This window comes from Bradyrhizobium sp. Mp19 (assembly GCF_029952935.1).
GTDB lineage: Bacteria > Pseudomonadota > Alphaproteobacteria > Rhizobiales > Xanthobacteraceae > Bradyrhizobium > Bradyrhizobium elkanii.
In genome coordinates this window covers 42,999-55,500 of record NZ_JASAUT010000036.1, presented here as the reverse complement: position 1 = coordinate 55,500, position 12,502 = coordinate 42,999, and the positions used below count along the sequence as shown (strand labels likewise).

The 12,502-nt window shown below is 62.2% G+C and carries 12 protein-coding genes; 5 read left to right on the top strand and 7 right to left on the bottom strand.

Translation table 11 applies throughout. From position 1 onward, the window contains the following. Positions 1-17: 17 nt before the first annotated feature. The 4 genes from QJT82_RS30765 to QJT82_RS30750 all read left to right on the top strand — a co-directional run bounded on the left by QJT82_RS30765 (position 18) and on the right by QJT82_RS30750 (position 4,256). Entirely contained in the window at positions 18-1,241 is a 1,224-nt protein-coding gene (locus QJT82_RS30765; RefSeq protein ID WP_028342815.1) for an ABC transporter substrate-binding protein, read from the top strand. A 53-nt stretch (positions 1,242-1,294) separates the two neighbouring features. After that, the gene (locus QJT82_RS30760; RefSeq protein WP_028342814.1) at positions 1,295-2,578 is read left to right on the top strand and encodes a CoA transferase; all 1,284 of its coding nucleotides are present in this window, start codon (positions 1,295-1,297) and stop codon (positions 2,576-2,578) included. Further along, positions 2,575-3,771 (top strand): acetyl-CoA acetyltransferase, encoded by a 1,197-nt coding sequence (locus tag QJT82_RS30755; protein ID WP_259244206.1) that lies wholly within the window; start codon positions 2,575-2,577, stop codon positions 3,769-3,771. Before QJT82_RS30760 ends, QJT82_RS30755 begins: the two co-directional genes overlap by 4 nt. Before the next feature lie 83 nt (positions 3,772-3,854). Continuing rightward, positions 3,855-4,256, top strand: coding sequence for a zinc ribbon domain-containing protein (locus QJT82_RS30750; RefSeq protein WP_080686862.1), 402 nt, complete (start codon positions 3,855-3,857; stop codon positions 4,254-4,256). A 217-nt stretch (positions 4,257-4,473) separates the two neighbouring features. Here QJT82_RS30750 and QJT82_RS30745 read toward each other — a convergent pair whose 3' ends face one another. After that, positions 4,474-4,983 (bottom strand): ParB N-terminal domain-containing protein, encoded by a 510-nt coding sequence (locus QJT82_RS30745; protein WP_028342812.1) that lies wholly within the window; start codon positions 4,981-4,983, stop codon positions 4,474-4,476. 189 nt (positions 4,984-5,172) lie between these two features. On the opposite strand from QJT82_RS30745, the gene QJT82_RS30740 reads away from it, so the two are divergent. Continuing rightward, a complete protein-coding gene (locus QJT82_RS30740; protein WP_051448021.1) occupies positions 5,173-5,967 on the top strand; it encodes an enoyl-CoA hydratase/isomerase family protein in 795 nt (264 codons plus the stop codon). A gap of 209 nt (positions 5,968-6,176) precedes the next feature. Here QJT82_RS30740 and QJT82_RS30735 read toward each other — a convergent pair whose 3' ends face one another. From QJT82_RS30735 to QJT82_RS30710, 6 genes are all read right to left on the bottom strand, one after another. Next, positions 6,177-6,596: a DUF2000 domain-containing protein gene (locus QJT82_RS30735; RefSeq protein ID WP_028342811.1), complete on the bottom strand. Its 420-nt coding sequence runs from the start codon at positions 6,594-6,596 to the stop codon at positions 6,177-6,179. 82 nt (positions 6,597-6,678) lie between these two features. Then, complete coding sequence (locus tag QJT82_RS30730; RefSeq protein WP_028342810.1) at positions 6,679-7,497, bottom strand: SDR family oxidoreductase; 819 nt, start codon at positions 7,495-7,497, stop codon at positions 6,679-6,681. A 4-nt stretch (positions 7,498-7,501) separates the two neighbouring features. After that, positions 7,502-8,296 (bottom strand): enoyl-CoA hydratase-related protein, encoded by a 795-nt coding sequence (locus tag QJT82_RS30725; RefSeq protein ID WP_028342809.1) that lies wholly within the window; start codon positions 8,294-8,296, stop codon positions 7,502-7,504. A 108-nt stretch (positions 8,297-8,404) separates the two neighbouring features. After that, the gene (locus QJT82_RS30720) at positions 8,405-9,607 is read right to left on the bottom strand and encodes an ABC transporter substrate-binding protein (protein WP_028342808.1); all 1,203 of its coding nucleotides are present in this window, start codon (positions 9,605-9,607) and stop codon (positions 8,405-8,407) included. Positions 9,608-9,700: 93 nt separating this feature from the next. Next, on the bottom strand, positions 9,701-10,471 hold the full coding sequence (locus tag QJT82_RS30715; protein ID WP_035632350.1) for an enoyl-CoA hydratase-related protein: 771 nt from the start codon (positions 10,469-10,471) through the stop codon (positions 9,701-9,703). A 31-nt stretch (positions 10,472-10,502) separates the two neighbouring features. Then, positions 10,503-12,497 (bottom strand): biotin carboxylase N-terminal domain-containing protein, encoded by a 1,995-nt coding sequence (locus tag QJT82_RS30710; protein ID WP_028342806.1) that lies wholly within the window; start codon positions 12,495-12,497, stop codon positions 10,503-10,505. Positions 12,498-12,502 lie beyond the last annotated feature (5 nt).

Below are 12,502 nucleotides of genomic sequence, written 5' to 3'. Positions count from 1 at the left end.
TACGACGGGTGGAAACAATGAAGTATCTTTCGCAGATAGCCGGAATAGCTCTCCTGGCCTTTTGTACCGGTTCGCCGGCGTCGGCGGTCGCCGCGCGGTCCCTGAAAATCGGCGTACTCAACGACGCGTCCGGCCCTTACTCGGACAATGCCGGCGAAGGTTCGGTGACAGCGGCCAAAATGGCGGCCGAGGACTTCATGCGGCTTCATCCGGATTTCAAGGTCGAGATCGTCTCGGCGGACCACCAGAACAAGGCCGATGTCGGCGCCGCCATCGCGCGCCGCTGGATCGATCAGGAGAAGGTCGATGCGGTCGCCGACGTGCCGAACTCGGCCGTTGGGCTGGCGGTCAACGAGGTCGTGCGCGGCACCAAAGCGGCGCTGATCGCATCGAGCGCGGCGTCGTCCGACCTGACCGGGAAATACTGCTCGCCCAATACGATTCAGTGGACCTTCGATACCTGGGCGGCCTCTCACACCATCGGCGCCTATCTCGTGCATCATGGCGGCAAGAAATGGTACTTCATCGCCACCGACAATGCGCTCGGCAAATCGATGGTGCGCGACGGGACGGCGGTGATCGGTGCCGGTGGCGGGACCGTTCTCGGATCGGTCAATGTGCCGATCAACAATGCGGACTATGCCTCGTTCATCCTGCAGGCCGAAGGTTCGGGCGCCGACGTGATCGCGTTCGCGACCGCCGGGGGCGACACCGTCAGCCTGATCAAGCAATCCGCCGAATTCGGGCTGAAGCAGAGCGGACGCACCTTCGCCGCGCTATTGACCACCACCAACGATGTCGAGTCGAGCGGGCTTGCGGTCGGGGAGGGGCTGATCATCACGCAGCCGTTCTACTGGGACCTCGACGATGCCAGCCGCGCCTGGTCGGCCAAATTCAGCGAGCGGCAGCATGGGCAGTCGCCGACCGCCTTCCACGCCGGCGTCTATTCCTCCGTGCTGGCCTATCTGAACGCGGCGCTGGCGGCAGGAACCAATGACGCGCCAGCCGTGATCCAGAAGCTGAAGGAGAAGCTGATCGATGACGCCTTGTTCGGGCCGGTCGTGGTGCGCGCCGACGGCCGCGCCATTCACAACATGTACATCCTGAAAGTGAAGAGCCCCAATGCGTCGAAGAGCAAGTGGGATCTCCTCGAGAAAGTCGGCGTGCTGTCCGGGCCGGAAGCCTTCCGGCCGCTCGACCAGGGCGGTTGCTCGCTCGTCGACCCGCCGAAGAGCAATTGACGACGACGGCCGCGATCCTTGGATCAACACTGCTCAAATTGACGGATATCCCGATGCTGGATCAGCTTGAAGCCGACTTCCCCGAGCACACGCCTCGTCCCGCTGGAGCGCCGAAGGCGCTCGAGGGGATCCGGGTGATCGATTTCTCGCATTTCATCGCGGGGCCGTTTGCCACCATGATCCTCGCCGACATGGGGGCCGAGGTGATCAAGATCGAAGCGCCGGGCCGCGGCGACGATCTGCGCCGTTATCCCCCGGTGCATCCCGATCTCAGGCACGGCGCGCCGTTCCTGTGGACCAACCGCAACAAGCGCAGCGTCGCCCTCGATCTCAAATCCCTGGAGGGCCTGAAGATCGCGCGCGAGCTGATCGCAACGGCGGACGTCCTTGTCGAGAATTTTTCTGCGAGCGTGATGGCACGGCTGGGGCTCGACTACGAGAGCTGCCGCAAGTTCAAACCCGAGATCATCTACTGCTCGGTGTCGGCCTATGGCCGCGACGGGGCATTTTCGGACCGGCTTGGCTTTGATCCGATCGCGCAGGTCGAGAGCGGCTTCGTGTCGATGAACGGCTATGCCGACCGCGAAGGCGTGCGGGCATTGTCGCCGGTGATGGACATCAGCACCGCCATGATGGCGAGCAATGCGATCCTTGGCGCCTTGTTCGCGCGCGAGCGCAGCGGGCACGGCCAGGCCATCGAGGTGTCATTGTTCGAGAACGCCGTCCTGATGACCGGCTACGCGACCACGCAGTCGCTCTTTAGCGGCGCCGATCCGAAGCGAAGCGGCAATACCAGCCCGGACACGTGTCCGTCAGGTGTGTTCGAGGCCAGCGATTGCTCCTTCTATATCAACTGCGGCAATGACAAGATCTTCCAGCGCCTGATGGCGCAGGTTCTCGAGCGCGAGGATCTCGCGGGGGCCGCAATCTATGCAACCGGCCCCGATCGAATCCGCCGGCGCGAGGAGTTGTTCGCGATCCTCGGCGATGCCTTTGCCCGGCGGCCCTGGTCGCACTGGCAGTCGCGGATGCGGGCGGCCGGCGTGCCCTGCGGCCAGCTGCGCACCGTCGGCGAGGCGATCCGTTCGCCCGAGGCGAGGGAGCGCGGGATCGTCACCCGGATCCCGCATGAGACGGTGGGGTGGGTGCCGAACGTGAACCTGCCGATCCGGTATTCGCGGACACCGATCGTGGATCCCGTTGCGGCACCGGCAGTTGGGGAGCACACCGAGAACGTGCTGCTTGAGTTGCTCGGCTACGACAAGAGGGAGATCGCGCGCCTTGCCGGAGGCGGTGCGTTCGGCAGCGAGGCTTCGCGACAGGATGCCAAACCGTGACCGGGCGCGCGCGAGACGAGCGGACGCTGCGGGGGCGTGTGGCCGTGATCGGGATCGGTGAAACCGAATATTATCGTCATGGCGCTTCTCCCGATCCGGAATTCAAGCTCGCGTTGAAGGCGATCCTGGCGGCTTGCGAGGATGCCGGGCTCGATCCCCGCGAGATCGATGGCTTCTCGTCCTACAGCGACGATCGCAGCGAGGCGTCACGGCTGGCTGCGGCGCTGGGGACGCATCGACTGCGCTCCGCGACCATGCAATGGGGCGGAGGCGGCGGCGGTTGCAGCGCGGCGGTTGCCAATGCGGCCGCCTCGATCGTCGCGGGCCTTGCCGATTGTGTCGTGGTGTTCCGCTCATTGGCTCAGGGCCAATATGGCCGTTTCGGACAGGCAGCCGGGATTCACACCGTTTCGGGCGAACGGTCCTATCTGATGCCCTATGGGGTGCTGGCTCCCCCGCAGCGCTTTGCCATGCGGGTGCAACGCTACATGCACGAGCATGGCGTGCGACAAGAGGCTTTGCGCGCGATTGCGCTCGCCTCCTATCATCATGCCCAGGCCAACCCGCGCGCGGTGATGCGAGGCAAGCCGCTGGATGTCGAGAAATACGATGCCTCGCGCTGGATCGTGGAGCCCTTCCATCTTTACGATTGCTGCATGGAAAATGACGGCGCAGCGGCATTGGTGCTGGTGTCGGCAGAGCGCGCCAGCGACTTCCGGCACAAGCCGGCCTATCTGCTCGGTGCGGCCTTCGGATCCGGGCATCGTGCGGCGGCAACGGCGCACAACGCGCCGCTCTACGCCACCGCGAACTTCGGCACCGTTGCATCCGATCTGTACCGCATGGCCGGGGTAGGGCCGTCGGATGTCGGTGTGGTCCAGGCGTACGAGAACTTCACCGGCGGTGTCGTGATGGCGCTGGCGGAGCACGGCTTCTTCAGGCCCGAGAAGGCCAACGACTTCCTGACTTTCGACAATTTGATCGCTCCATCCGGGAGGCTCCCGCTCAACACCAGTGGCGGCAACCTTGCCGAATGCTACGTGCACGGCTTTGAGCTCGTGCTGGAAGCGGTTCGTCAGGTGCGTGGCGCGTCGGCGAGCCAGGCTCGACGAAATGATGTGGCGCTCGTGATCGGCGGCCCGATGGTGACGCCGGCCAGCAACCTCATTCTGGGTTCAGAGGCGACGCTATGAGTGGGTCTTCACGTGCGCACTATCTTCCTGCCGGGTTGCCTATTCCGGTCAGTGACCCAGATGGGCTTTCGGCGCCGTATTGGATGGGCCTGCGGGAAAACCGCCTGCTGGTGCAACGCTGCGCCGGCTGCCGTTCCTGGCAATTCGGCCCCGAATGGATTTGCCACAATTGTCATTCCTTTGACCTTACGTGGACTGACGTCGAGCCAACCGGCCGCATCTACAGTTGGGAACGCGTTTGGCATCCGTCGCACCCGGCGCTAAAGCAGCACGGCCCGTATCTCGCGCTGCTCGTCGAGCTGCCACACGCCGGTGGCGTGCGCATGGTGGGTAATCTGCTGGGCGATCCGCGCCAGACCGTGGTCATCGGAACTGAGGTTGGAGGAGTCTTCGAACATCACCCGGAGTCCGATCCATCCTTTTCGTTGCTGCAATGGCGGCTGAAGCAAGGCGCTGACCGGGTGGACGGTCACTCGACCGGCTAACAAGTTTTGTGGATTGGCAAGAATGATCCAGACGCAGACGAGCCGGACCCGGTGTGTCGACGTTGTTTCCTTGGCTTAAGCTGGTTCAAACAAGCGCAGGATGGATGGGGCGAAAGTTCAAGTATTGCCGTGACTTGGAAGATCGCTTGAGCAGCGAGAGATCAAGAAAAATCCATCGCCGGATGGATGGCGTCGGATGCAAGACCGAAGCGGGCAATCAATAATGGCCACCGTCGCGCTTTTGCTGCGCGATCCACTCCGACAACGTCTTCTTCGGCGTCGGTGCTGAGGCCCGGCTTGGCGATGTTCTCGGGTTCTCGCCGGTGCCTCTTGCCGGGCGGGCTCGCTCCTTATCCGTCCTGTTCAAGGCAGCAATCGAACCTTCTGCAGCTTCCTTCTCGAGACGCAGTTTTTTCAATCGCGCCATCTTGTCGCGTTCTGCATCTGCTTCGGGTCCCTCGGACAAGAGCGTCCTTTGCTGAGCGTCCTCCGCCGAGACCACGATGCCCACAACCGTCGTCTCTCCAAGCGCCTTGCAAGCTTCGAGCCGCTGTAGTCCCTCGACCAGAACGAAGCGGTCTTCGTCGGGCCTGACGAGAATGGGGGTTTGTTGTCCGATTTCCAGAATGCTTCCAGCGATCTCCTCGACGACTTGAGGCTTGATTGTCTTCCTTCTTTTCACGGGAACGTAGATCTTATCGATTGGGAAGCTTTCCGGTTTGGGCATAACGTCTACTCCGCTGTACAGGCCCGTCCGAAACGCATGCCGGGGAGGCGGGATTTTAAGAATGAACCGCGCGGCTGCAATGGCAATCTTAGCGCGCCGAGGCTTGATCGGTGCGGGAGCCGGGCGCATTCTGAGCGGTGCAGCGCCAACGCGTGATTGTCCGGCGAGCGGTTGCGGTGAGGGTAGGCTATGCCCCTTGTTTCCACCCAGGATCACGACGCGGTCCGTGTCATCACCTATGCTAACGCCCCATTCGGCACCATGACGGCCGTCGGGGCGGCTGAGATGTTCGATGCGGTAGCCGCTGCAGGGATGGCCCCATCGGTGCGGGTCATTGTCATTACAGGGGGCCTACCCGGCATCTTCATCCGTCACTACGACGTGGGGGAACTCTCCGAGGCCGCAGATGCCATTGAGCGCGGAGCGTCTCGAGCCCCGTCGTCGCCTGGTCCTCGACCACCTGGTTTCCACGCGCTGACGGATGCGATTGCAGCCGTCGACAAGCCGGTCATTGCGGCAATCAATGGCCTGTGCATGGGAGGTGGCTTCGAGCTTTCGCTGGCATGCGACCTGCGCATCGCCGGGAGCAGTGTTACGGCGATCGGACTTCCGGAAACGCGCATCGGCATCTTTCCAGGTGGTGGCGGTACACAGCGTTTGCCCAGGATCGTTGGAGAGGCCAGGGCGCTCGAGATGATCCTTCGTGGCCTGACAGTGACGGGACAGCGCGCGCACGAAATCGGAATTGTGCATGAGGTCGTCGCCGATCCGCTCGCGCGCTCCCTTGAGATCGGCGCTGAGCTGTCGGGCCGAAGTGCCGAAGGCCTGGCCTTTGCCAAGCGCCTTACCCGGTCAGCTCTCGACCGTCCGTTGGCCGAAGGCCTGGCTGACGAGCGCAAAAGCTTTTCCACCGTGATGAGGACAGCTTCGGCTCGGGAAGGCCTGCGGGCCGGCCGGCCACCAGCCGAAATCCAGAAGCTCTAATGTCACACGGCTCCCCTTGAGGTAGCCGGCCGCTCGCACTCGAGGGCTTCCCGGTGAGCTTGAAACGTGGCTCACGAGGGCTGAAGATCTTAATCTCCCAGCGAGGGCACCTTACAGCTAAGCTTGAGCGGGGATGGCGCCGTGGCGTAAGGGTGCACGACCATGCTCATGATGAGGTCAGTCCTCAGGTTCACGACGGGGCGTTATCTTCAGCGCAAGAGCTTCAAATTGCCGGTGAGCGACCGAACCCATTTCTCAGGCCCGTAGAAGCCCAAGCCGTCAATCGTTTCGTTCGAGAGCGCGCGCAGCGGAAACTCGGCGAGATAGTCCTCAAAGCGGTGGAGCCCCCTGGCGAATTGCGGGAAAGGTACCAAAACGGCGCCGCTCGCCAATGGCTGCGCGCGCGTCAGCAGTACGGACAGCGCTTCGGGCGTGGCTTGCAGAATTGGTACCGGACGGTCTGCACTGGTCCGGACGGTGAGCCCGTTACCGTCGGTCAAGAGGTTTCCTCCGAGGTCCGGCTCCGCGGCGCCGATACCGATGCCCAAGGCCGCAACTGTGTTCGCAATCAACCCAAGCGGCAAGGCTGGATTCACAATAATGGCGACGCGCGCGCTGACGATGTTCATTCGGAAGCCATTCCTGCAGCCGGGTAAGTCCCAGTAGCTCGGTGCCTCCCTGCAGGGAAGCTTTCCCCGATCGTTGCTGCAGTCATTCGATCAAGATGTCTGGCGCAAGCTGGCTGGCAGGATCTATTGCATAGACCGACAGGTCGTCGACACCCTGCAAACGCAAAACCTCCTCGTCGATCAAGGTTCTGCCCGAGAATGCGCGGCTGTCTTGCGTAACGATGAAGTGTGCCGCATCGGCCATGATTGAAGGCGAGCGGCTGCGGCGATAATCCGACTGGTAATGCACGCGCACGGCGTCGGTTGCAATCATGGTCTTTGGCCAAAGAGCATTGGCGGCAATTCCAAACGATCGAAATTCCTCGGCCAGCGCCAGCGTGTACATCGTCATGCTGTACTTCGAGGTGGCGTACGCCGGATACTTGCCGAGCCAGATTGCCGACTTTGGCAGTGGCGGCGACAAGGTGAGAACATGGGGATTTGACGATCGCTTCAGGTGCGGTACAGCATGATAGGCACAGATGTAGGTCGCCCTGCCGTTCACCGCACTCAGCAAATCGAACTTCCTGGCCGGCGTATCGAGGAGGCCGGTCGGACTGATGGCGCTGGCATTGTTCACGAGGATGTCCAATCCGCCGAATTCCTGAACCGTCCTTTCGATGGCGTTTGCGAGTGCGTCTGCGTCGCGCACATCGACACGGAGGGGAAGGGCGGCGGTACCGAGCTTACGGATCTCCTCGGCCACTGTATGGATAGTTCCGGAAAGGGTGGGATGGGGCTCGCTCGATTTGGCTGCGAGCGCAACTCGCGCTCCTTCCGATGCGAATTTGAGCGCGATCTCCCGGCCTATGCCGCGGCTCACGCCTGTAATGAAAACGACCTTACCGTCCAGGGATCCCATCTTCTCACTCTCCTGCGAATATTGGCGGCCGCCTCTCGTTGAACGCCTTCATGCCCTCGCGAAAGTCCGCCGAGGAGGCGCAGTCGACGAATGAAGCTAGCTCGGCCGACAGTTGTTCGTCGAACGTTGCGGTATCGGCGCTCCAGACCAGGGCTTTCACCGCACGGCTTGCGGCGGGTGAGTTATCGGCTAGCGCCCGCGCCATTCGGGTCAGCTCGGCCTCGAGCTCCTGCTCTGCACATACTCTCGTGATCAATCCGCGCGACAGTGCCTCGCTTGGGCTTGTGCGGTCAGAGAGGAGCATCAACTCCAGCGCTCGTCTTGGCCCCGCCAGGCGCGTCAGCGAGTGACTCATGCCGCCATCGGCGGGAACGCCCAGCCGCCGGTACGCCACTGAAAAATGTGCCGTGTCGGCGGCTAGAACGAAATCACAGGCCAACGCCAGGGACATTGCTCCGCCGGCGCAAGCCCCGTGCACCGCGGCGATAGCCGGCTTTCCTGAGCGTCTCAGTGAAACGAGTGCGTCGTGGAAAGCAGTGATGATGTCCATTGCAAGCCGCGGGAAGGTGGCGCCGGCAGCGGAGAAAGCTCGAAGATCTCCGCCGACCGAGAAATTTGCTCCGCGGCCTCGGATGACGACGACCTTGACGCTGGCGTCACGTTCGAGGTCGAAGGCAGCTGCCCTGAGCGCAGTCGCCAGCCCGAGCTCGATCCCATTGCCTCGCTCCGGCCGGTTCAGCCAAATCGTCCCGATCCTGTCGGCAACGACGAGTTCGATTGGAGATGATGCTGTGGTCACGAACTGATGGTCCTTCCGATGTTCGGCAATGAATTGCCTTACTTGTTTCCCAAAATCCGCCCGGCCAAGCAGTGGCCTTCGCTCGCTCTTTGCGCCGATCAGGTCGTTTCACTTCTTGAGAAGCGCGCACTTCGACTCGCTGACAGGCCGATAGGCGTCTTCACCCCGGATTGTCTTGACGATCTCGAGATAGTCCCACGGCTCCTTCGAATCTGATGGCTTCTTCACGCGCGCCAGGTACATGTCACGGATGACCCGCCCGTCCTCGCGCAGCTTGGCGCCATGTACGAATGTGTCCTCGACGGGAAGTTCGCGCATCTTGGCCATGACCGCGGCGGGATCATCTGTGCCGGCAGCCTTGATCGCCTTGAGATAGTGCAGCACAGAGCCGTAGACGCCGGTGTGAATCATGGTCGGCATGACGTTGGTCCGGGTGAAGAACCTCTTTGACCAGGCGCGGGTCTTGTCATCCATGTTCCAGTAGGAGGCCGTCGTCATGTAAGTGCCTTGTGCGGCCTGCAGGCCGACAGCGTGCACGTCGGTATCGAACATCAGCAGGCCAACAAGCTTCTGGCCGGCCTGAACCAGGCCGAATTCACCGGATTGCTTGATGGCATTGTCGGTGTCCTGGCCAGCATTGGCAAAGGCCACAACATCCGCCTTGGAGTTTTGCGCCTGCAGTACAAAAGACGAGAAGTCGGCTGTGTTGGTCGGATGCCGCACGTTGCCGAGTACCTTGCCGTCCAGCTCCTTGATGAAGCGCGTCGCGTCTTTCTCGAGTTGCTGGCCGAACGCGTAGTCGGCGGTGACAAAAAACCAGGACTTGCCACCCTCCTTGATAACAGCCGACGCTGTCACTTTGGATAGCGCGTAGGTATCGTAAGAAAAATGTACGGTGTTGGGGCTGCACAATTCGTCGGTCAGGGAGCTCGCGCCCGGGCCGGACAGCAGCGCGATCTTGTTGCGCTCCCGCACCATATTGTGAACGGCGATCGCAATTCCCGAGTTCGGAATGTCCGCTACCGCGTCGACCTTGCCGTTGTCGAACCAGTCGCGAACGATCTGCAGGCCGACGTCGGTCTTCATCTGGTGGTCGGCGCTGACGATCTCGATTGGCTTTCCGAGCACTGTCGGGCCAAACTCCTCAACGGCCATTTTCGCCGCCTCGACCGAGCCGGGACCGCTGTTGTCGCGTCCCCAACTTGACAGGTCAGTCAGCACGCCAATCCGGACCACGTCATTCGAGATTTGGGCGGAGGCGGTCGACGCTGTCGCAACCAGGATGGCCAGGGCCAGGAAATTCCTCTTCACGTGTTCTCCCTTATTGTTTTATCGGACAGTGGAATGGTCGGCCGCCCAGATGTCTGCGCGACGATGTGGTCGGGCCGAACGCAGCCGTTACGGCTACGTCTTATCGAATCGCGGCTCGCGCTTTTCCCGGAATGCATTGATGCCTTCGCGTGCATCGGCGTGCATCAGCAGGAACGGAAACCCATCGATCGCATGACGCATCTCGTTGCCGCCAAGACCGCGATTGTAAAAGGACTTGGCCATCTGAACGGCAAGGCGGGGCTGTGAGGCGATGCGTTGCGCGAACGCGATTGCGTCGACGAGAAGACGTTCGTCGGGAACGACGCGCGATACGAGTCCAAGACGACTTGCTTCCGCGGCGTCGACAGGGTCGCCGAGGATGCTCATTTCCTTGGCTTTTGCGCGCCCGACGATGTCCTGAAGCCGAACGATAGCGAAGCCGGGCAGCAGCCCGAGCTTGATCTCGGGTACGGCAAAGCGAGCGCTCTCGGCCGCCAGGATGAAGTCGGATGCAATGGCGAGCTCAAATCCACCGCCATAGGCTATTCCGTTGACCGCGGCGATCACCGGCTTGAGGGCCCGTTCGGGAGCGCTCAGGACCTCCATGGCGTCGATGAAGAACGCGCGGGCGTTCTCCGGATCGAAATCGAAGGTGCCGATATCGGCGCCAGCGCAGAATGCCATGCCACCGGCGCCGGTGATGATGCTGACACGTACCGCATCGTCCTGGTCGGCCCGCTGTAGTCCTTCGCGGATACCCATACGAATGCCGCTGGTCAGTGCGTTCAGCTTTTTGGGTTCGTCGAGCGTCAGGATCGCGATGTTGCCCTGAACATCATAATTTACACTTCCCAATCGTAACATGTGCTTTCCTGAAGGGTTCGTGAGGAGTTGGCTATTGCGGGTCAGGCTCGACGACGGCGACGACGGCGTTTCGCTCGACGGTGTCGCCGGGTTTGAAGTGGACGGCGGTCACGACGCCGTCCACCTCGCTGGCAATGCGCAGTTCCATCTTCATGGATTCCATGACAACGGTCGGATCGCCTGCCTTCACGCGGCTACCGACCGTGACATTGATCTTCAACACCACGCCGGTCATCGGGGCGCGCAGTTCGCCGCTGATCTCGGCGTCGGTGCTGATGTATCTGAGGTAGGGGATCGCGGTCATGGTATGGGCGCGGCGCGGATCGTGCACGAAGATCGCCTGGTCTTTCTGTACGATCCGCACGGTCTCGCAGCGCGCGTTGACTGTGGCTGCGAACATGCCATCGGCAAGCGGCGACAGCTGCACCCGAATCCTGTCATCGTCGACACCGATCAACATCGCGCCATCTGGCTGCAAGGGCGCAAAGCGGATCTCCGCGCTGTCGCCTGCGGCCTCGAGGTGGAGAATGGGGATCGGTGACAAGCCGTCGTCGGCTGCCGCCATCTGCCAGCCGGTCAGACTGTTGGACTGCCAGGGGTTGCCGGAAGCGGCAGCGCGCTGGCGCATCATCCAAAAAAACGCACCAACCGCCAGCGCTTCCGGGTCAATGTCGCCAGCGGTGGCCGCGAGCGCATCGATCTGTTCGTCGATCAGACGGGTATGAAAAGTCGCGGCCCGGGTCGCAGGCAAGGCGATCAATCGCCGGAGAAAATCCCGGTTGGTGACGACACCGAAGATCGAGGTTTCACCGAGCGCGCGATCGAGTTGGTCGAGCGTCTGATCGCGGGAGGCGGCATGAGCAATCAGCTTGGCGAGCATCGAGTCGTAATAGGGCGTAACGATCGACCCACTTTCGACGCCGGTCTCGACGCGAATGCCGCTGGACGGGAACCTGACATGGGCGAGCTCTCCAGTGGATGGCATGAAGCCGTCATTCGGATCTTCGGCGCAGATCCGCGCCTCGATCGCGTGGCCCTGGCACAACACTCCGCCCTGCTTCACCGGCAGGCCTTCGCCAGCGGCGATGCGGAGCATAGCCTCGACGATGTCGATGCCGGTAACCATCTCGGTTACGTGATGCTCGACCTGGAGCCGGGGATTGACCTCCAGGAAATAATGGTCGGTGCCGGTGACGATGAATTCGACCGTGCCGACGCCACGATATCTGAGCCTGCGTCCGAGCCGGACAGCGTCGTCGAGGATACGCTGGCGTAAGGCGGGAGCCAGGTTGGCAGCTGGCGCTTCCTCGATGAGCTTCTGGTGGCGACGCTGCAGCGTGCATTCACGTTCGAACAGGTGGATCACGTTGCCGTCGCCGTCACCCGCGATTTGCACCTCGATGTGCCTGCCTTGCAGGATCAGTTTCTCGACGATCAGCCTTGCGTCGCCGAAAGCATTCCTTGCCTCACGCATCGCGGACTCGATTTCGTCGGCAAGTCCGTCATAGGTCGAGATCGCCCGCATTCCCTTGCCGCCGCCGCCGGCCGCGGCCTTGAGCATGACCGGCAGTGCGAGCCGGCGGACGCTGCGTTCGACTTCGAGGCGATCCTCGCTCGGAGCTTCGCTTCCGGGTACCGTGGGGACACCGGCGGTGACGGCTTCCCGCTTCGCGGATGCCTTGTCGCCCAGCCGCTCGATGGTATCCGGCGTCGGTCCGATGAATACCAGTCCGGCTGCTTCGACCGCGCGGGCAAAATCGGTGTTTTCCGCCAGGAAGCCGAAGCCAGGATGGATCGCTTCCGCGCCGGTGGTTTTCGCGGCGGCGATGATGGCATCGATCCGCAGATAGCTTTCCGATGCCGGCGCGCCGCCGATCCCGATGGATTCACCGATAACCCTGACGTGCAAGGCGTCGGCATCTGCGGTGGAGTGCACGGTGGAAACCGCAACGCCGAGCCGTTGGCAGGTGCGGGCGATGCGGCAGGCGATTTCGCCTCGATTGGCAATCAGAATTTTCCTGAACATGGCGG